This is a genomic window from Pseudonocardia sp. UM4_GMWB1, from assembly GCF_017312155.1.
Classification (GTDB): Bacteria; Actinomycetota; Actinomycetes; order Mycobacteriales; family Pseudonocardiaceae; genus Pseudonocardia; species Pseudonocardia alni.
In genome coordinates this window covers 5,307,514-5,326,756 of record NZ_QJPN01000001.1, presented here as the reverse complement: position 1 = coordinate 5,326,756, position 19,243 = coordinate 5,307,514, and the positions used below count along the sequence as shown (strand labels likewise).

The 19,243-nt window shown below is 73.7% G+C and carries 19 protein-coding genes and 2 tRNA genes; 13 read left to right on the top strand and 8 right to left on the bottom strand.

Going from position 1 to position 19,243, the window contains the following annotated elements:
* Positions 1–33 precede the first annotated feature (33 nt).
* On the top strand, positions 34–1,428 hold the full coding sequence (locus DMP15_RS24940) for a M16 family metallopeptidase (RefSeq protein ID WP_073578344.1): 1,395 nt from the start codon (positions 34–36) through the stop codon (positions 1,426–1,428).
* Positions 1,425–2,450, top strand: a complete 1,026-nt coding sequence (gene nudC, locus DMP15_RS24935; protein ID WP_073578345.1) for an NAD(+) diphosphatase — start codon at positions 1,425–1,427, stop codon at positions 2,448–2,450. Before DMP15_RS24940 ends, nudC begins: the two co-directional genes overlap by 4 nt.
* Positions 2,451–2,535: 85 nt before the next feature.
* Here the strand turns inward: nudC and DMP15_RS24930 are convergent, their stop codons facing one another.
* A complete protein-coding gene (locus DMP15_RS24930; protein WP_280118320.1) occupies positions 2,536–2,760 on the bottom strand; it encodes a glutaredoxin domain-containing protein in 225 nt (74 codons plus the stop codon).
* Positions 2,761–2,937: 177 nt separating this feature from the next.
* On the opposite strand from DMP15_RS24930, the gene DMP15_RS24925 reads away from it, so the two are divergent.
* The 4 genes from DMP15_RS24925 to DMP15_RS24910 all read left to right on the top strand — a co-directional run bounded on the left by DMP15_RS24925 (position 2,938) and on the right by DMP15_RS24910 (position 6,325).
* A complete protein-coding gene (locus tag DMP15_RS24925; protein ID WP_073578390.1) occupies positions 2,938–5,034 on the top strand; it encodes a UvrD-helicase domain-containing protein in 2,097 nt (698 codons plus the stop codon).
* Between the two features lie 152 nt (positions 5,035–5,186).
* On the top strand, positions 5,187–5,480 hold the full coding sequence (locus tag DMP15_RS24920) for a hypothetical protein (RefSeq protein ID WP_073578346.1): 294 nt from the start codon (positions 5,187–5,189) through the stop codon (positions 5,478–5,480).
* 190 nt (positions 5,481–5,670) lie between these two features.
* Complete coding sequence (locus DMP15_RS24915; protein ID WP_083474559.1) at positions 5,671–6,009, top strand: WhiB family transcriptional regulator; 339 nt, start codon at positions 5,671–5,673, stop codon at positions 6,007–6,009.
* 67 nt (positions 6,010–6,076) lie between these two features.
* The gene (locus DMP15_RS24910) at positions 6,077–6,325 is read left to right on the top strand and encodes a hypothetical protein (RefSeq protein WP_073578347.1); all 249 of its coding nucleotides are present in this window, start codon (positions 6,077–6,079) and stop codon (positions 6,323–6,325) included.
* Between the two features lie 146 nt (positions 6,326–6,471).
* Here DMP15_RS24910 and DMP15_RS24905 read toward each other — a convergent pair whose 3' ends face one another.
* Positions 6,472–6,888: a VOC family protein gene (locus DMP15_RS24905; protein WP_073578348.1), complete on the bottom strand. Its 417-nt coding sequence runs from the start codon at positions 6,886–6,888 to the stop codon at positions 6,472–6,474.
* Positions 6,889–7,005: 117 nt separating this feature from the next.
* On the opposite strand from DMP15_RS24905, the gene DMP15_RS30385 reads away from it, so the two are divergent.
* Positions 7,006–7,794 carry a helix-turn-helix domain-containing protein gene (locus DMP15_RS30385; RefSeq protein ID WP_139283041.1) on the top strand — a complete coding sequence of 263 codons (789 nt, stop codon included), beginning with the start codon at positions 7,006–7,008 and terminating at the stop codon, positions 7,792–7,794.
* A gap of 10 nt (positions 7,795–7,804) precedes the next feature.
* On the opposite strand, the gene DMP15_RS24900 is transcribed toward DMP15_RS30385, so the two are convergent.
* Together DMP15_RS24900 and DMP15_RS24895 are read right to left on the bottom strand one after the other, a co-directional pair.
* Positions 7,805–9,136, bottom strand: coding sequence for an ABC1 kinase family protein (locus DMP15_RS24900; protein ID WP_073578350.1), 1,332 nt, complete (start codon positions 9,134–9,136; stop codon positions 7,805–7,807).
* Entirely contained in the window at positions 9,133–10,083 is a 951-nt protein-coding gene (locus DMP15_RS24895; RefSeq protein WP_139283037.1) for a hypothetical protein, read from the bottom strand. The genes DMP15_RS24900 and DMP15_RS24895 overlap by 4 nt, the downstream gene beginning before the upstream one ends.
* 91 nt (positions 10,084–10,174) lie before the next feature.
* Between DMP15_RS24895 and DMP15_RS24890 the strand changes: the two genes are divergently transcribed.
* Positions 10,175–10,816, top strand: coding sequence for a M48 metallopeptidase family protein (locus DMP15_RS24890; protein ID WP_083659144.1), 642 nt, complete (start codon positions 10,175–10,177; stop codon positions 10,814–10,816).
* A 7-nt stretch (positions 10,817–10,823) separates the two neighbouring features.
* Here the strand turns inward: DMP15_RS24890 and DMP15_RS24885 are convergent, their stop codons facing one another.
* Complete coding sequence (locus DMP15_RS24885; RefSeq protein ID WP_337826521.1) at positions 10,824–12,413, bottom strand: zinc-dependent metalloprotease; 1,590 nt, start codon at positions 12,411–12,413, stop codon at positions 10,824–10,826.
* A 97-nt stretch (positions 12,414–12,510) separates the two neighbouring features.
* Positions 12,511–13,515: a YlbL family protein gene (locus tag DMP15_RS24880; RefSeq protein WP_083659145.1), complete on the bottom strand. Its 1,005-nt coding sequence runs from the start codon at positions 13,513–13,515 to the stop codon at positions 12,511–12,513.
* Positions 13,516–13,782: 267 nt separating this feature from the next.
* Between DMP15_RS24880 and DMP15_RS24875 the strand changes: the two genes are divergently transcribed.
* The 3 genes from DMP15_RS24875 to DMP15_RS24865 all read left to right on the top strand — a co-directional run bounded on the left by DMP15_RS24875 (position 13,783) and on the right by DMP15_RS24865 (position 17,101).
* Entirely contained in the window at positions 13,783–16,704 is a 2,922-nt protein-coding gene (locus DMP15_RS24875) for a UPF0182 family protein (protein WP_073578391.1), read from the top strand.
* A gap of 94 nt (positions 16,705–16,798) precedes the next feature.
* Positions 16,799–16,875, top strand: a tRNA-Met gene (locus tag DMP15_RS24870).
* 149 nt (positions 16,876–17,024) lie between these two features.
* Positions 17,025–17,101, top strand: a tRNA-Met gene (locus DMP15_RS24865).
* A gap of 43 nt (positions 17,102–17,144) precedes the next feature.
* Here DMP15_RS24865 and DMP15_RS24860 read toward each other — a convergent pair.
* Positions 17,145–17,723 carry a dihydrofolate reductase family protein gene (locus DMP15_RS24860; protein WP_337826520.1) on the bottom strand — a complete coding sequence of 193 codons (579 nt, stop codon included), beginning with the start codon at positions 17,721–17,723 and terminating at the stop codon, positions 17,145–17,147.
* A gap of 87 nt (positions 17,724–17,810) precedes the next feature.
* Between DMP15_RS24860 and DMP15_RS24855 the strand changes: the two genes are divergently transcribed.
* On the top strand, positions 17,811–18,413 hold the full coding sequence (locus DMP15_RS24855; protein ID WP_337826519.1) for a TetR/AcrR family transcriptional regulator: 603 nt from the start codon (positions 17,811–17,813) through the stop codon (positions 18,411–18,413).
* Here DMP15_RS24855 and DMP15_RS24850 read toward each other — a convergent pair.
* On the bottom strand, positions 18,380–18,982 hold the full coding sequence (locus DMP15_RS24850; protein ID WP_073578356.1) for a class I SAM-dependent methyltransferase: 603 nt from the start codon (positions 18,980–18,982) through the stop codon (positions 18,380–18,382). The two genes, DMP15_RS24855 and DMP15_RS24850, sit on opposite strands and share 34 nt — an antisense overlap.
* Before the next feature lie 33 nt (positions 18,983–19,015).
* Between DMP15_RS24850 and DMP15_RS24845 the strand changes: the two genes are divergently transcribed.
* The gene (locus DMP15_RS24845) at positions 19,016–19,240 is read left to right on the top strand and encodes an RNA-binding S4 domain-containing protein (protein ID WP_073578357.1); all 225 of its coding nucleotides are present in this window, start codon (positions 19,016–19,018) and stop codon (positions 19,238–19,240) included.
* Positions 19,241–19,243: the final 3 nt, after the last annotated feature.

Sequence of the window (19,243 nt, the reverse complement as noted above, 5' to 3'; positions counted from 1 at the left end):
CGGCACCGTGAACCACACCGAAGGGGGCTCCGCGTGAGCGCCGCCCGCACACACCGCAGCGCGGAGGAGATCGGCCGCACCGAGCGCGGCCCCCGCCCGTTGCCCGCGCTCGGCCGCACCAAGGAGGTGCCGCTGCCGGACGTGCTCACCGAGACCCTGCCGAACGGGCTGACCGTCCTGGCCGCGCGCCGCCCCGGGGTCCCGCTCGTCGAGACCGTCCTGCGTATCCCGGCCGCCTCGCCGGAGCCGGTCGCCGACGCCGCCCGCACCGCGGGCACCGAGGTGCTCGCCGAGACCATCCTGACCGGCACCGCGGGCCGCGACCGGATCGGCATCGACGACGCGCTCGCCTCGGTCGGCGGGGAACTCGGCGTCGCCGTCGACCCGGAGTACCTGCAGGCGGGCGGCTCCGCGCTGGCCACCGGTCTGCCGACGGTCCTCGACGTCCTCGCCGACGTCCTCACCGCCGCCACCCACTCCGACGTCGAGGTCGCCCGCGAGCGGTCCCGGCTGGCCGAGCGGATCGCCGTCGCCCGCGCGCAGCCGCGCACCGTCGCCCGCGAGGCGCTGATGCGCCGCCGCTTCGGCGACCACCCCATCGTCTCGGAGATGCCGACCGCCGAGGCCGTCGCCGCGGTCACCCCCGAGCGCGTGCGGGAGCTGCACGCCGACGTCGTCGTCCCGGACGGGGCGAGCCTGGTCCTCGTCGGGGACATCGACCCCGAGGCCGCGATCGCCGAGGTCGCCCGCCGGCTCGGGGGGTGGACCGGAGACCACCCCGCCCGGTGGCTGTCCGCCCCGCCGGTGCCGCAGGCGGGCGACCTGGAGCTGGTCCACCGGCCCGGCTCCGTGCAGTCCCAGCTGCGTCTCACCGCGCCCGGCCTGGACCGCACCGACGAGCGCTACACCGCGTTCCAGCTCGCGAACCTCGTGTTCGGCGGTTACTTCTCCTCGCGCTGGATGGAGAACATCCGCGAGGACAAGGGCTACACGTACGGCGCGCACTCCGGGCAGGAGTTCGTGCCCGGTGGCGCGGTGCTCGGTCTCGACGCCGACGTCGCCTCCGACGTCACGGCCGCCGCCCTGCTCGAGACCCGCTACGAGCTCGGCCGCATGGTCGCGGTCCCGCCGACCGAGCAGGAGGTCACCTCGGCCCGTCGCTACGCGATCGGCTCGCTGCTGATCTCGCTGGACAGCCAGTCCGCGCTGGCCGGCACCCTGTCCGCGCTGCACGCCGCCGGGCTCGACGTCGACTGGCTCCGGGACCGGCCGCGCCGGCTGGAGGCGGTCACCGTCGACGAGGTCGCCGCGGCCGCCACCGCGCTGTTCGCGCCGACCCGGTTCACCGGGGTGGTCGTCGGGGACGCCGACGTGGTCGGGCCACCGCTCGCCGCGCTCGGCGGCGTGGTCCGCGGAGGCGGGCGATGAGCCCCGGGGACTTCTCCCTGACCGAGGAGCCGGTGCTGTCGCGCAACGCGCTCTCCCGCGACGAGAACCGGCGCCTGGACCCGGCCTACGTGCGCGACACGTGGGCGACGGCGCGCGTGGTCGTCGTCGACGAGTCCGGACGCACCCCGGTGGACTGGGAGGTCGAACCGGGCCGCGAGTTCCGCGAGGTCGACGCCGCCGCCTGGGACGACGCGGCGGGCCGTGGCGGGCACGTCCGGACCCGCGCGGGCACCGACGTCGCCGCGGAGCCGCCGGCCGAGGCCGTGCTGCTCGGCGAGCGCGAGGGCGTCCCGTACTGGGCGGTGCGCGTCGGGACCGAACGCACCGCCGACAGCGACATCTTCACCGGCGAGGGGGAGTGGGCGGACCTGCGCGCCGCGGGCGCGTTCCTCGACCCGCTCGGGTCCGGGCTGCTCACCGGCGCGGTCGCCACGCTGAACTGGCACGACCGGGCCCGGTTCTGCGCGATCGACGGCACCCGCACCCGCCCGCACAACGCGGGCTGGGCCCGGGTCTGCGACAACGGCCACGAGGAGTACCCGCGCACCGACCCGGCGATCATCTGCCTGGTGCACGACGGTGCGGACCGCGTCCTGCTCGCCCGCCAGCCGGTGTGGCCGGCCGGGCGCTACTCGGTGCTCGCCGGGTTCGTCGAGTCCGGCGAGTCGCTGGAGGCGTGTGTGCACCGCGAGATCTCCGAGGAGGTCGGCATCGCCGTGTCCGACGTGCGGTACCTCGGCAGCCAGGCGTGGCCGTTCCCGCGGTCGCTGATGGTCGGCTTCCACGCGATCGGGGACCCGGAGGTCCCGCTGACGCCGCAGGACGGCGAGATCGCCGACGCCCTGTGGATCACCCGGGACACGCTGCGGGCGGCACTGGCCCGCGGCGACTGGGGCACCCGGGACGAGCCCGAACCCACCGACGGACCGGTGGTCATGCTGCCGGGGAAGGTTTCGATCGCACGCACCATGCTGGAGTCCTGGGCCGCCGCCGGGGGCTGACCCCGCAGACGAAGCGGCGGCCCGCCCCCGGTGAGGTACCGGTGGCGGGCCGCCGCGCTCCGTGGTGGGAGATCAGAGGGAGGTGTCAGACCCCGAGCCGGGTCTTCACCTCGGAGAAGCTGGGGTTCGTCGCGACCGACTCGTCCGGGAAGACGACGGTCGGCACCGTGCGGTTGCCGCCGTTGGCCTTCTCGACGAACGCCACGGCGTCCGGCTCACGCTCGATGTCGATCTCGCGGTAGCCGATGCCGGCCTGGTCGAGCTGCAGCTTGAGACGACGGCAGAAGCCGCACCAGCTGGTCGTGTACATCGTCAGGTCCGCCATACCGGGTACAACGGGCCCGCTCGCGGGATTCTTCCCGCCCCGCTGTGACCTGCCCGGCACCCGGACGGGCGGGACGGGCGACCCGTGACCGTCGGGGGTGGGTGTCAGGATGGGTGGGTGCCGTCCCGATCCACCACCCGCCCCGCCCGTGCGACCCGCGCCGTGCCGGACCCGGCGGCCCCGATCGGCGCGGACGGTCTGGACCCCGAGCAACGGGCCGCGGTGCACGCGCCGCGCGGCCCGGTCTGCGTCCTCGCGGGGGCGGGCACCGGTAAGACCCGCACGATCACCCGGCGGATCGCCCACCTGGTGACCTCGGGCCACGTCGCCGCCACCCAGGTCCTCGCCGTCACCTTCACCGCCCGCGCCGCGGGGGAGCTGCGCACCCGGCTGCGCGCCCTCGACGCCTCCGGGGTGCAGGCCCGCACCTTCCACGCCGCGGCGCTGCGTCAGCTGCGCTACTTCTGGCCACAGATGGTCGGCGGCAGCCCGTGGCCGCTGCTCGACGGCAAGCTGCGGCTCGTCGGCCAGGCGGCCGCCCGCGCCCGGGCCGGCACCGACTCCGACGCGCTGCGCGACCTCGCCTCCGAGATCGAGTGGGCGAAGTCGACCCTGGTCGCCCCGTCGGACTACGCGGGCGAGGTCGCCCGCCGTCGCCGCGACACCCCCGGCCCGGCCGAGCAGGTGGCCGCCGTCTACGCCGCGTACGAGGAGCTGAAGAACGCGAGCGAGCAGCTCGACTTCGACGACCTGCTCCTGCACACCGCGATCGCGCTGGAGGAGCACGGCGGCGTCGCCGAGGAGTTCCGGTCCCGTTACCGGTGCTTCGTCGTCGACGAGTACCAGGACGTCACCCCGTTGCAGCAGCGCCTGCTCGACGCCTGGCTCGGCGACCGCGACGACCTCACCGTCGTCGGCGACGCCAACCAGACGATCTACACTTTCGCCGGCGCCTCCCCCCGGTACCTGCTGGAGTTCCCGCGCCGTTTCCCCGACGCCGCGGTCGTGCGCCTGCAGCGCGACTACCGCTCCACCCCGCAGATCGTCGGCTGCGCGAACCAGCTGATCGGCGCCGCCCGCAACCGGCCCGCCGGGTCCCGGCTGCAGCTCATCGGGCAGCTCCCGCCCGGCCCCGACCCGGACTTCTCCGAGCACGACGACGAGGCCGGGGAGGCCGCCGCCGTCGCGGGCCGGATCCTGACCCTGATCAACGACGGCACCGAGCCGTCGGAGATCGCGGTGCTGTTCCGGATCAACGCCCAGTCCGAGGCGTTCGAGCAGGCCCTGTCCGACGCCGGCGTGCCCTACCAGATCCGCGGCGGGGAGCGGTTCTTCAACCGGCCCGAGATCCGCCGGGCGATGCTCGCGCTGCGCACCGCAGCGCCGGACCAGCGGCCGGGCACCGATCTCGTCGACGTCACCCGCGCGGTGCTCACCGCCCGCGCCGGGCTGACCGACGAGCCGCCGAAGGGCGCGACGCTGCGCGCGCAGTGGGAGTCGCTGCTGGCGCTGGTCGGCGTCGCCGAGGAGCTGGCCGCGGTCGAGCCGCAGGCCGACCTGCGCCGGTTGTGCGGGGAGCTGGAGACCCGCGCCGACCACGCGCAGGCGCCCGTCGTCAACGGCGTCACGCTGGCGTCGTTGCACGCAGCGAAGGGCCTGGAGTGGGATGCGGTGTTCCTCGTCGGACTCGCCGACGGCACCCTCCCCATCGGTCACGCCGGGGACGACGAGGCCGCCGTCGAGGAGGAACGCCGGCTGTTCTACGTCGGCGTCACCCGCGCCCGGCGGGTGCTGTCGATGTCGTGGTCGCTGACCCGGGCCTCCGGGCGCGGTCCGAAGCGACGCCGCTCGCGGTTCCTGTACGGACTGATCCCGGACTCGCACCCGGCGTCCCGGGTGGCCGGCGAGCGCCGGCCCGGGGGTGCCCGGCCCAAGTGCCGCGTCTGCGGGACCCCGCTGTTCGGGACCACCGCCACCAAGCTCTTGCGCTGCGACGACTGCCCGTCCGATGTGGACCTGGAATTGCTGGACCGCCTCAAGCAGTGGCGGTCGGCGGCGGCGAAGGCGCAGGACGTGCCCGGCTTCGTCGTGCTCACCGACGCGACGCTCACCGCGATCGCGGAGCAGCGGCCCGCCGGACCGTCGGCGCTGGTGGGCATCCCGGGGATCGGCGCGGCCAAGCTGGACCGCTACGGCGACGACGTGCTGCGGGTGCTCGCCGAGCACGCGGCGGAGGGTTCACGACCCCCTCTTCGGTAGGGATCGGCGTGAACTTCCGGCGAGACTTCGAATAATCGGTTGCCGTGCCGTGCGCAGCACTTCTACTGTCGTCGGCACCAGGTGGAGCGCCATGCTCCCGACACAGACGCGTCGCGCGGGAGACCGCGGACGGAACCGGAGGAGGTGACGAGATGGGCACGATCGACACGACCGACCTGATCGGCATGACCCTGTCCGTCCCGGCCCCGGTGTGCGTCCCGGAGCAGACCGTCGTCGCGCACGACGTCGCTCACGCGGGCATCGCGGTCACCGGGGAGTCCGGCGTCCGTCGTCGCCACCAGGGGGTGGCGCTGCTCGCGCCGTCGACGCTCCGCGCCACGGGTGAGGTGTACCCGCTGGGCGGCATGCCGGTCGCGGTCACCGGCCCGATCTTCGATGACAAGTGCACAGCTGCGTTCGTTCCCGGGCGCCGAGGGGGTACCTGACCCTCAGCACCCAGCGAGTCCCATCGGGGCCGCGGAACCCACGCACACGGGTTCCGCGGCCCCGATTTTTTTGTCCCCGATTCCGTCCCGAGAGATGACAGATCCCGACCAGGCCGGTCTGACCAGTTACAGAGAAGTTCGATCGAGGAGGTCGATCGTGTACGTGCGATCCGTTCCGTGTGACGGCGGAATGATCACCGAGCAGTCCGGCGGCGGCGCCGGACCCGACGAGGTGCGGCTGCGGTCCGTGCCGAGCGTGGGCTCAGCCCTGCCCTGCCGCAACGGCGACGCCGACCTGTGGTTCGCCGAGGCCCCGGCCGAGCTGGAGGAGGCGAAGTCCCGCTGCGGCGGCTGCCCGCTCCGGCAGGCCTGCCTGGACGGTGCGCTGGAGCGCGCCGAGCCGTGGGGTGTGTGGGGAGGCGAGATCTTCGACCACGGTCGGGTGATCCCACGCAAGCGCCCGAGGGGGCGTCCCCGCAAGGCCGACCTGGAGCGCGACCGGGCCCTGGCCCTGGCCGCGAGCCGCTGACCACAGCTGCACGGGCGCGACGCGCACCGCGGCGCCGCCGACCCACCAGACCCGAGGAGACCGAGACATGAACGACCTGAAGCCGGCACCGGCCGTGCGACCGATTCCCCGCACCGACCGTTCGTCCCACCTCGTGAACCAGGAGAACGTGATGACGCTCATCCAGGAAGCGCTGGCGAGATCCCATCAGCAGGAGGCACAACGGGCGGCGGCCGAGCACCGGCTCGCACGCCGGCTCACCGCGGGCCGCGGCTGGTCCCGGATCGCGGCCTGGGCCGCCTCCCGCGCCGAGCGGGCGCGGCTGCGCGCCGGCTGATCCCGCCGCCGACCGATGCGATCGGTGCCCCGTCCGGACCCGACGTCCGGGCGGGGCACCGTCGTGTCCGGGGCCTGCCGGTCCGCCGGTGGGAGAGGGTGCCTCCTCGTCGCTTTGCTCTGCTCACCGATACGCAACACCCCAGTTCAGGGCGCTGGCGACTCCGTGAAGGCGTCGGCGAACTCCGCCGACGGGACGATCTCGGTGATCACGTCGACCAGTACCCCGTCCGGCCCGGCGACGACGAAGTGCCGCTGCCCGAAGTCCTCGTCGCGTACCGTTAGCAGCGCCTCCAGCCCACCGCGGACGACGAGACGGTCCCACTCGGCGTCGACGTCGTCGACCTCGAGGTTCACCAGCGTCCCGGCGGCGGACCGGCCGCGGTACGCCGCCGGGATCGTCGGATGGTCCCGGTCGAGGACGGCGAGCTCGAAGCGTCCGCGACGGAGGCTGACGTACCAGTCGGTGTCGAAGACGACCTCGAATCCCATCGGACCGGTCCAGAACGCGCGGGCGGCCGGGACATCGGCCGTCGCGAGGACCGGGTAGCAGCTGCGGAGCACGGCACCCTCCCATTCGCATACATACGGTATGTGAAATCTAGTGACGTACCTTCGGTACGTCAATCGGGGAGGGGGCATGGCGTTCGGTCCGGACAGCGCGAGCGGACCCGGTAGGCGCTGCTGGACGAGGCGGAGTGCCTGTTCGCCCACAACGGGTACGGCGCGGTCGGGCTGCCGACCGTCGTCGCCGGGGCCGGGGTGACGACGGGCTCGCCCTCCCATCAGTTCGACGGCAGCGCGGCGCTGTTCGCCGCGGTCCTGGAGCGGTGGCGGACCGGGTGGCGGATCGGGTGGTCGACGCGGGGAGGCGGTCCCCGACCCGTGGGGGCGGCTCGTCGCCGGGTGCCGGGTGTTCCTCGGCGCCGCACGGAGCCGTCTGCGGCGCGGATCATGCTCGTCGACGGGCCCGGCCTGCTGGGCTGGGGCGCGCCGGCGCGAGCTGGGCGCCGAGTCGTCGGGACGGCACCTTGTCGAGGCGCCGGCCGATCCCGGCGAGCGCGGGGCGCCGGTGCGCAGCCGGTCGAGCCGCTGGCCCGACTGCTGTCGGGAGCCATGAACGAGCACGCCATGTGGCTCGCGGAGCCCGGCACGGCCCATGGGGAGCGAGACCCGGAGCCGGCGCCGACCGGGAGCGGCCCGGTGCCAGCGACCCGGGGCCGGCGCGGAACCGCCGACCGGCGGGTCGGACCCACGACGGGGTGGCGGGAGGACGACCGGACCGGGGAGCGCGGGCGACCGGGGCGCGGCGCGGGCCGCGCTCGACCGGGTACTCGACGGGCTCCGCGTCCGCCCCTGACCCCACGACGCCCCCGAAGACCCCGCCAGTGGCGCCGACCTGCGCTGCTGCGTATCGGTGAGCAGAGCAAAGCGACGACAGGACACCCCCGTCCCGCAGGACCGGAGTAGCGAAGGGAGGTCAGCCGGTCGGGGCGTCCGGCTCGAACATCTCCGGCTGCCACTCGGCGACGATCTCCCGCAGCCGCACGTGGGAGTCGAGCTGGCACAGGATGCCGACGGTCCCCATCGTCACCCGGTGCACCAGCAGGAACCGCGGGGGCAGGTTCAGCGACCGGCCGATCGCCGCCTCCGGGCTACGGAGATCACCGACCCGCTCGGCCTGCTTCTGGATCCATCGGCGGCTGAAGTGGAACTCCTCGGACCCCAGCGGCTCGGTGAAGGGTGCGAGGTAGCCGAGGATCTGCTCGGACTCGATCCGGGCGCCGTCGCGGACGAACCCGGCCGAGCGCATCAGGGCCATCAGGTCGCCGCTGCGCCCCTCGAGCGCGTACTTGGTCATCGTGACCAGCTCGGGGGGCATGCCGTCGGGCATCCGGGCGACCGCACCGAAGTCGAGGACGAGCAGACGGCCGTCGTCGAGGATCCCGAAGTTGCCGGGGTGCGGGTCGGCGTGCAGCAGGTGCGCGCGGTCCGGCGCAGAGTAGTGGAAGCGGGCCAGCTGGTTGCCCGCGTGGTCGCGCTCCTCGCGGGTGCCGTCGCGGATGATCGAGGCCAGCGGGCGGCCCTGTACCCACTCCGTGATGACGGCCTTGGGGGCCGAACCGACCACGCGGGGGATCTTCACGTCCGGGTCGTCCTCGTAGAACGCGGCGAACTCGCGCTGGTACGCGGCCTCGTCGCGGTAGTCGAGCTCCTCCTCCATGCGGTCCTTGAGCTCCGCGACCAGCGGCTTGATCTCCATACCGGGGACCAGCGGCTGCAGGATGCGGCTCATCCGCCCGAGCTGACGCAGGTCCGAGCGCAGCGCCTCCTCGGCGCCGGGGTACTGCACCTTGACCGCGACCTCGCGGCCGTCGCGCTTCCAGACCGCGCGGTGCACCTGGCCGATGCTGGCCGAGGCGGCGGGCGTCTCGTCGAAGTCGGCGAACCGGGACCGCCAGGACCGCCCGAACTGCTGGGTGAGCATGTAGTCGACGTCTGCCATGGGCATCGGCGGCGCCGCGGACTGCAGCTTGGTGAGCGCCTCGCGGTAGGGCTCGGCGTACTCGTCGGGCACGGCCGCCTCGAACACGCTGAGCGCCTGCCCGAACTTCATCGCGCCGCCCTTGAGCTCGCCGAGCACCTCGAACAGCTGCTCGGCGCTCTTGGTCGCGAGCTGGGCCGCGATCTCGTCGCGGTCACCACCCGTGAGACGGCGCCCGAACCCTGCTGCGGCACGTCCGGCGACGCCGAGCGGGAGGCCGGCGAGCTTGGCGGTGCGCGAGGCGGTTCTTCGGGGAATGTCGCTCACACGGTGATTGTCCACCCGGCCGGGGGATTCCCGCACGGCGCGGTGGGCCCCGGTGCGCTGTCCGGTACCGCCGCAGCCGCTGTGCCGCAGGAACAACCGGGTCGTCGGAACCCCGGACGGGTGACGACCGTCGCCGCGTCCGCGTCGACCTCCAGCACCGCTCCCCACGACGCGGGCGGCCGGCCGCCACGCACCGGCCCGTCGACGGCGGCGAGCACCTGGCCGACCGCCACCGCCGCCGTCGCGACCAGCACGTGCGGTGCCGCCGACGACGGTCCGCCGGCCGCACCGGGCGCCCCCGCGCAACCGGGACACGGCCCCCGACCCGGCAGGACGAGCGGCCCCACCACGCCGCGGCCGTCGCGCAGGGCCACGAACAGGTGCTCCGACGGAGCCTCCGGCGGCATCGGCCCGTCGTCGGCGAGCACCACCAGGTCCGCGGGCACCCGCCGGGGCGGATCGGTGTCGACACCGGCGTCGCGCAGGAACGTGCGCAGCTCCTCCCCGCGGTCCCGGCCCGGCCCCACCGGCAGCCCGGCCAGCACGTCGTCGGCGCCCGTCACCCCGCCGACCTGCGGGTACAGCTGTCCGATCCCGGCCCGGGCCAGTCCGGCGACGACCGCCACGGCGAGCGCGCCGTTGCCGCGGACCTCGACCAGCGTGCCCTCCCGGCGCCGCCGGACCCGGTCCACGACGTCCGGGTCGGCGAGCAGCCCCGCCCGCCACAGGACGGCGAGCAGCACCGCGACCTCGTCGTCGCCCCGGGTGAGCGCACCGGTCGGGCACGGGCCGTCGGCGAGCCGGTCCAGTGCGTCGACGGCGGCGGGGGACAGCTCCTCCAGCAGCCGGGCCCGGGGTGGGCCGGACCCGATCCGGCGGGCTCGTGGCCCGGCCGGGAGGACGGCGAGGTGGGCGGCGAGCGCGAGCCGTGCGGGCAGTCCGGTCACCGGTGCCACGGTGCCCGCTCCGTGCGGCGACGGGGCCGGAACACGTCCGCGCCGTTCGCATCCGCGAACCGGGGCGGCCTACCCTGGAGCCATGGCGAGTCCCCCGGTAGAGGTCCGACGCAGCGCCCGCCGGAAGCGCATGGTCAGTGCCCGGCGGGAGGGGGAACGGCTCGTCGTGTTCATCCCGGGCTGGATGTCCGCCGAACAGGAACGCGATTGGGTCGCGGAGATGGTGCGGCGCGTCGAGGCGAGCGAGGCCCGCCGCCGCTCACCGGGCCGCAACAACGACGAGGCCCTGGCGCGCCGCGGCCTGGAGCTGTCGAAGCGATGGTTGGAGGGGCGCGCGCGGCCGTCGTCGATCCGGTGGGTGCCGACGATGCGCACCCGCTGGGCGTCCTGCACCCCCGACGACGCCACGATCCGGATCAGCGAGCGCCTGCGGGACGCGCCGGGCTGGGTCGTCGACTACGTGCTGGTGCACGAGCTGGCCCACCTGCTGTCCGCCGCGCACGACGACGTCTTCTGGTCCTGGGTGCGCCGCTACCCGCGCACGGAGCGGGCCATCGGCTACCTGGAGGGCCTCAACGCGGCCGCGGAGCTCGGCATCACCGGTGTCGACGGCGACCCGGCCACCGCCGACGAGCCCGACGGGGTCGCCGACGCCGACGGTGAGGTCGGCGGGTTCGGCGGGACCGGCCCCGGGATGGAGCCGGTCCGCGCGACCGGGACCTGAGCCGGGCTCAGGAGTCCTTCCGGTCCGTCCCGTCCTCGCCGTCGGTGTCCTCCGCGGAGGACTTCTCCGTCCCGGGCTCCTCCGGGGTCCCGGACGCCTCGGTCTTCCCCTTCTCCGCGTCGGCCGCCATCTGGCGCTCCAGCTCGGCGATCGGGTCGTCCGGGACCGCCCCGCCGGTCGCACCGCCGCGCACGAAGGCGGCCGGGTCGTCCAGGTCGTCGGCCGACGGGATCAGGTCCGGGTGCGCCCAGACCGCGTCGCGGCCCTCGACGCCGCGCTCGGCGCCCAGCAGCTTCCAGAGGTCCGCAGCGGCCCGCAGCTTCCGCGGCCGCAGCTCCAGCCCGACGATCGTCGCGAACGCCTGCTCCGCGGGCCCGCCCGAGGCACGGCGGCGGCGCATCGTCTCGCGCATCGCCTCGGCCCCGGGCAGCCGCTCGGTCAGCGCCTCGGCGACGACGGTGTCCACCCAGCCCTCGATCAGGGCGAGGAGGGTCTCCAGCCGGGCCAGCGCCGCCTTCTGCTGCGGTGTGTCCTCCGGCTCGAACATGCCGGACTGCATGGCCTCCTGGATCGACTCCGGGTTCGACGGGTCGATCCCGCGGGCGAGCTCCTCGATCCGCGAGGTGTCCACGGTGATGCCGCGGGCGTACTCCTCGACGGCGCCGAGCAGCCGCTCGCGCAGCCAGTGCACGTGGGTGAACAGCCGCTGGTGGGCGGCCTCGCGCGCGGCGAGGAACAGCGTGACCTCACCGGCCGGGCGGTCCAGGCCCTCGGTGAACCGGGCGACGGCTTCGGGCAGCAGTGCGGAGGTGCGCTCCGGGCCGACCGGGATGCCGAGCTCGGTGGAGGTCAGCACCTCCTTGCCGAGCTGCGCCAGGCCCTGGCCGAGCTGGCTGCCGAACGCCATCCCGCCCATCTTGCCGAGCATCCCCAGCATCGGGCCCGCCGCGCCGCGGACCTCCTCGGGCAGACCCTCGACCCAGGCCGACGACAGCCGCGTCGCGACCGGGTCGCAGAGCCGCTTCCAGGTCGGCATGCCGGCCCGCACCCAGTCCGACGGCGTCCAGGCCTTCACCTCGCCGCCGGAGGAGGGGAACGACGTCGCCGGGTCGAGCCACAGCTCCGCGAGCTTCACGGCCTCGGCGACCCCGGTGCGCTGGGCGTCGGTGAGCGACGACGTCGACTGCGCGAGCTGCTGGGTGGCGATCCGGGCGGCGAGGTCGTAGTCGACGGGGCCGTCGTCGGAGGAGCCGCTGCTGGAGAGCATCTGGCCGAGCTGGGACAGCATCTGCCCGAGCTGGCTCATGTCGAACTGGCCCCCGCCGGGCATACCCGGCATGCCGGGGATCCCGCCCATGCCGAACGCCGCGAACGGGTTCTGGCCCGCGCCGCCGGACGCGCCCGACGGGTCGTCGGACTGGGGGTGCGACCCGAAGCCGAACGGGTCCTTCGGGCCCTCGGGCTCGCCCTTCCCGTCCTTGCCCGACGTGCCCCCGTCCTTGCCGGAGGCGTCGCCGGAACCCGAGTCGGGCTGGTCGCCGGGCTCGCGGTCGCGGTCACGGTCGGCGGGGCCGAAGCCGAAGGGGACGTCGCTCATGGCGTCCACCGTACGCGGGCCCGGGGGGTGGTCGCCGCCCCGACAGCCGGTGGATCGGGCCTGGTGGGGCGGTGTTCGCCGGGAGCGGACCGGGGAACTACGAGCAGCCGGCCGGCGTACCGCCGGTGTCGAGGGTGGTCAGCGCCCCGACCGCCTCGTCGAGGGTCCCGACCCGCACGAGCCGGAGCCCGTCGGGCGCGTCCTCGGCGGCCTCGGTGCAGTTCGCGGCGGGCACCAGGAACGTCTGCGCACCGACCTCGCGGGCCTTCAGCATCTTGAACCGGATGCCGCTGATCGGCCCGACCCGGCCCTCGGCGTCGATGGTGCCGGTGCCGGCGACGAACCGGCCGCCGGTCAGCGGACCCGGGGTCAGCTTGTCGACCAGCGCCAGGCTGAACATCAGCCCGGCCGAGGGGCCGCCGACGTCGCCCAGGGTGATGGTCAGCTTCTGTCCCTCGGCTGGGGAGGTGGCCGGGGTGATGCCCAGGAAGGCCCGCGCCGGGTCGTCCGGGTGGGCGGCCGGGGTGACGGCGACCTGGCGCGGCGCGGCGTCCCCGCGGCGGACGGTGAGAGTGACCGGCTGCCTGGGGCGGGCGGTCCCCATGGCGTCGAGCAGGCCCTGGACCGAGGTCACCGGGGTGGCGCCGACGGCGCGGATCTCGTCGCCGGGTTCCAGCACCCCCGCCGACGGCGAGCCGTCGGTCAGCGCGCCGACCGTGACCCGGGTCGGCAGGCGCAGGTGGGTCAGCGCCGCGGCCTCGGCGTTCGCGATCGAGCCGTCGAACTCCTGCTGGTTGGCCTGGGTGACCTGTTCGGTGGACTCGCCGGGCGGGTACAGCGACCAGCGCGGCGCGAGCCGGTAGGTGCCCGAGGCCCACATGCCCAGCGCCCGCAGCGTCGAGATCCCGTCGGTGACGCCGACGGTGGTCATGTTCAGGTGCCCGGTCGTCGGGTAGGTCGGCAGGCCCTCCGCGGACACGACAGGCGTGCCCTCGACCTCACCGAGGGTGTCGAAGGTCGGCCCCGGCCCGAGGGCGACGACCGGCGCGGGGACCACGGTCCCGACCGCCGTGAGGGCCAGCAGTACGAGGACCGCGGTCACCCACGTCGAAGATCGAACGCCCACGGGAGGGAACCCTACGATCGTGCGACGACGACGGCGCGCCCGACCCCGGCCCGTCCTGCGACGATGCGGTCGGAGAGCCCGGTGGGTGCCGCCCGATGTGTCGTTTTCGTCCCGACACACCGGGACCCGACCGCGACTTCACCGAACCTCCGTACAGTTGCCCTCGGAGAACCGTGCCGTCGCCCCAGCCGGCCGCGCTCTCCACGAGTCGTACCCGAACTGTGGAGTGTGCCCGTGTCGTCCATGCGGCCCCCTGTGGGAGCGCCGTCGCTGACCCGCCGAACCCGGATCCTGCTGGTCGCCGCGGGCGTCCTCGTAGTGCTTCTGCTCGGTGGCTCGCGGCTGCTGAACTTCTATGTCGACTACCTGTGGTTCGGCGAGGTCGGTTTCCGGAGCGTCCAGCTCACCCGGCTGTTCACCCAGATCGTGCTCTTCGGGGTCGTGGCCCTGGTGGTGGGCGGCCTGGTCGCGCTGACGCTGTGGCTGGCCTACCGCTACCGCCCGGTCTTCGTGCCGGTGTCCGGACCCGAGGACCCGGTCGCGCGCTACCGGACCACGATCATCCAGCGCCTGCGCCTGTTCGCCGTCGGCGTTCCGGTCGTGATCGGTCTGATCGCCGGGCTCGCGGCGCCGACGCAGTGGCAGACCGTGCAGATGTTCCTGCACGGCACCCCGTTCGGCCGCGCCGATCCCGAGTTCGGCAACGACATCGGGTTCTACGCCTTCACCCTGCCGTTCCTGCGGATGAGCCTGAACTGGCTGTTCGTCGCCGTCGCGATCTGCTTCGTGCTCGCGCTGGTGACCCACTACATCTTCGGGGGCATCCGGCTGTCCGGCCGCTCCGGCTTCGTCTCCACCGCCGCGCGTGCCCAGCTCGCCGTGCTCGCCGGGGTGTTCGTGCTGCTCAAGGCCGTTGCGTACTGGTTCGACCGCTACGACCTGCTGTGGTCCAACCGCAATGCGCAGACGTTCTACGGCGCCACCTACACCGACCTCAACGCGGTCCTGCCGGCCAAGCTGATCCTGCTGGTCATCGCGGTGATCTGCGCGCTCGCGTTCTTCGTCGCCGCGTTCCGCCAGAACCTGCAGATCCCGGCGGTCGCCGTGGTCATGCTGGTCGTCTCCTCGATCCTGGTCGGCACGGCGTTCCCGCTGGTGCTGCAGCAGTTCGTCGTCGCGCCCAACGCGAACGTCAACGAGGCCCCGTCGATCGAACGCAACATCGCGGCGACCCGGGACGCCTTCGGCATCGGGCCGGACAAGGTCGACATCGCGCCCTACGCGGGCACGTCGGAGGCGACACCGGCCCAGGTCCGGGCCGACACCGACACCATCCCCAACATCCGGCTGCTCGACCCGGGCAAGCTCAATCGCACGTTCACCCAGCTCCAACAGCGACGGAACTTCTACGGGTTCTCGCCCAACCTCGACATCGACCGCTACACCGTCGACGGCGAGACCCGTGACTACGTCGTCGCGGCGCGCGAGATGAACGCCAACGGCCTGGTGAACAACCAGCAGGACTGGATCAACCGGCACCTGGTCTACACCCACGGCAACGGGATCGTGGCCGCTCCGGCGAACCAGGTGAACGAGGCCCTGGAGGATGCGGGCGGCTCCGGCGGCCTGCCGAACTTCCAGGTCTCCGACACCCAGCAGCAGGGCTTCGTGCCCGTCCAGCAGCCCCGCATCTACTACGGCGAGCTGCTCGACAACCAGTACTCGATCGTCGGTGCCGAGCCGGGTACCGCGCCGCGGGAGTACGACTCCGACGAGGCGCAGTACACCTACACCGGCGCCGGCGGCGTCCCGATCGGCGGGCTGTTCAACCGCTCGGTGTTCGCGCTGGCCTACGGCGAGCGGAACATCCTGTTCAACAACTCCATCAACGCCGACTCGAGGATCATGTACGTCCGGAACCCGCGGGACCGCGTGCAGGCGGTGGCCCCGTGGCTGACGCTGGACAACGACCCGTACCCGGCCGTCGTCGACGGGCGGGTGCAGTGGATCGTCGACGGTTACACCACGCTGCAGAACTTCCCCTACGCCGAGCGCGTGCAGCTGGGCGACGCCACGTCGGACTCCCGGCTCGGGCCCAATGGCCAGCAGCTGCCGAACGACACGATCAGCTACCTGCGCAACTCGGTGAAGGCCACGGTCGACGCCTACGACGGCACCGTGAAGCTCTTCGCCTTCGACGAGTCCGACCCGGTGCTGCAGACCTGGGAGAAGGCGTTCCCGGGCACGGTCGAGCCGCGCTCGGCGATCACCCCGGACCTGCAGGCCCACCTGCGCTACCCGGAGGACCAGTTCAAGGTCCAGCGTGAGCTGCTGACCCGCTACCACGTCGACGACCCGAACGAGTTCTTCTCCACCGTGTCGTTCTGGGACGTCCCGTCCGACCCGACCGTGCAGGGCGGCAACGGCGGCAGCCAGGACGCGCAGCCGCCGTACTACATCTACGCGGGTCTTCCGGGGCAGGAGGGCGCGTCGTTCCAGCTCACCAGCGCGCTGGTGAGCCTGCGGCGGCAGTTCCTCGCCTCGTACGTCTCGGCCAGCTCGGACCCGGACACCTACGGGAAGCTGACCGTGCTGCAGCTGCCGAACGAGACCCAGACGCTCGGCCCGCAGCAGGTCCAGGCCCGGTTCCTCGGCTCGCCCGAGGTCTCCTCCGAGCTGAACCTGCTGCGGCAGAACCAGACCACGATCGACTACGGCAACCTGCTGACGCTGCCGGTGGCCGGTGGTCTGCTCTACGTCGAGCCGGTGTACATCGAGCGGGCGGGCGGTCAGGACAACTCGACCTATCCGCAGCTGGCCCGCGTCCTGGTGTTCTACGGCGACCGGCTCGGCTACGACGCGAGCCTGTCCCGGGCCCTCGACGAGGTGTTCGGCGCCGGAGCCGGTGCCGCCGCGGGCGGTGCCGCTCCGACGACCGGGCAGCCCGCCCAGCCGACGACGCCCACGACGCCGGCCACGCCGAACGGACAGGGCGCCCAGACCCCGGCGGCGCCCAACGCGGCGCAGGCGACCGCGGCGCAGCAGATCCGCGCGGCGCTGAACGAGCTCAAGGCGGCCCAGCAGTCCGGTGACTTCGCCAGGCAGGGCGAGGCGCTGGCCGAACTGGACCGTGCGGTCGCGGCGTTCCAGGGCGCCGGCGGCTGATCATCGTCGGGCCGGACCCCCCTGCGGGTGGGGTCCGGCCCGGCGTGTAGGGTTGCTCTTACAACACAGACGGAACGCACGTGGTTCCGTTCGGCGCGGGGTGGAGCAGCTCGGTAGCTCGCTGGGCTCATAACCCAGAGGTCGCAGGTTCGAATCCTGCCCCCGCTACCACCCACGAAGGCCCCCAGGATCTCCTGGGGGCCTTCGTTCTTCGTGGGGTCCGGCCCCGTCGCCGGGAGCGACCCCCCTCGGAGGTCCGGTGAACGGCCGGTGTACGGTGGTGACACAACACAGACGGGATCGCACGCGGTCCCGGACGGCGCGGGGTGGAGCAGCTCGGTAGCTCGCTGGGCTCATAACCCAGAGGTCGCAGGTTCGAATCCTGCCCCCGCTACCACTCACGAAGGCCCCCGGGGAGCACCCCGGGGGCCTTCGTCCTGTCAGGGGACCCGCGCGTACTCGGCGACGATCACTCCGGAGCGGTACGGCGTCGACCGCACCAGGTCCCACGACTGCGGCCGGTACCCGCCGCCGTCGTCGAACAGGGGCTTGCCCGCCCCGAGCACGACCGGGTTCACCTTGAGCACCAGCCGGTCGATCTCGCCCGCCAGCGCGGCCGCGAGCCGCCCGCCCCCGCAGAGCCAGATGCCGGCGCCGGTGCGTTGCTTCAGCTCCCGGACGAGCTCCACCGGGTCGCGCCCGGTCAGGGTGATCCCGGCGGGCACCGCGTCGGCGGGACGGCTGCGCGACAGGACGTACTGCTCCAGGTGCGGGTACGGGTCGGCGGTGACCGCCAGGCCCGCGGCGTAGGTGTTCCAGCCCATCAGCACGGTGTCGAACCGGCTGTTGTCCGCGGTCAGCCCGAGCACCTCCAGCCCGACGGCCGGGACCGTGTCGGTCCACTCCCGCAGGATCATGTCGATGTGGTCGCCGGTCTGCGGGAAGGCGTCGAAGGTGTCGTCGGGGGCCGCGACGCGGCCGTCGAGCGAGACCGCGACGTAGTAGACGAGCTCGCGCATGCGCAGACCTCCGGGTCGAGACAACCACGACGGGTGTCGTGGTCGTCGAAAGTACAACAGGCGTCGTGGTTCGTCTAGGGTGCCCGCATGGCACGCAACGACGACCGCAGGCAGCGGCTGGCCGACGCGGGGCTGGCCGTCCTGGCCCGCGAGGGCGCCCGGGGGCTGACCCACCGCGCGCTGGACCGGGAGGCCGGCGTCCCGACCGGCACGGCGTCGAACTACTTCCGGACCCGTGCCGAGCTCGTCCGTGCGCTGGCCGACCGGATCGGGCAGCGGCTGGCGCCGGACCCGGACACCGTCGCCGGGCTGCGTACGGGGGAGGCGGGGCCCGCGATGTTCGCCGACCACGTCCGCGACATCGTGCGCCGGCTCGGTGCGGAGCGGGAGGTGACGCTGGCGCTGTTCGAGCTCCGCCTGGAGGCCGCCCGGCGCCCGGAGGTCGCCGAGGTCATGGGGGAGTGGCTGCGCACCGGGTTCGCCGCCGACGTCGCCTACAACCGGGCCGCGGGACTGCCCGGCGGGCCCGCGGAGATCGCGCTGTTCCACTACGCGGTCGACGGCCTGCTCCTGGACCGGCTGACCCTGTCCATCGACCCGGACACCCCGGCCGACACCGTCGTCGACGCACTCGTCGACGGGCTGCTCCCGCCCGCTCAGGGCGCCGGTGCGACCTCCAGCACCCGGTAGCCGCGCTCGGAGGCCAGGCGGGTCGTCGGGAAGCCCTGCTCGTCGCTCAGCCACCGTTGCAGCGAGTCCGAACCCAGGTTCTTGGCCACCACCAGGTATGCCCGCCCGTCCGGGAGGAGCCGCGGGAGCCAGCGCAGCAGCAGCTCGTGCAGCGCGGTCTTGCCGGAGCGGATCGGCGGGTTGGAGTAGATCCCGGCGAAGGTGACGTCGTCGGGGACCTCCTCGGGACGGCAGGCGGTCACGTTGCCCAGCCCGGCCGCGTCGGCGTTCTCCCGGGTGAGGCCCAGCGCGCGCTCGTTGAGGTCCACCGCCCACACCGGAAGCCGGCGGCGCCGGCTGGCCAGGGTGAGCGCGATCGGGCCGTAGCCGCAGCCGACGTCGAGCAGCGGGCCGCGGACCGGCGGCATGGGTGCGGTGTCGAGCAGCACCCTCGTCCCGCGGTCGAGGCGGCTGTGCGAGAAGACCCCGGTGTCGGTCACCAGCGACAGGTCCACGTCGGACGTGTGCAGGCGGACCGACCCGCGGTGGCTCGCGACGGACGGCGTGGCGCTGAAGTAGTGGTCACCCACGCCGGGTGATGCTACGGCGGGGACACTGGGGACATGAGGACGCCACAGCCCCCGCAGGACGTGCCCATCCGCGAGGAGCCGATCCGGGTCGGTCAGTTCCTGAAGCTCGCCGGGCTCGCCGAGGACGGCGTGCACGCCCGCGAGATCCTCGAGGCGGGCGAGGTCACGGTCAACGGGGCACCGGAGCACCGCCGGGGCGCCCAGCTCCGTCGCGGCGACGTCGTCTCGGTGGCCGGGCGGAGCGTCCGCCCGGTCTGAGGC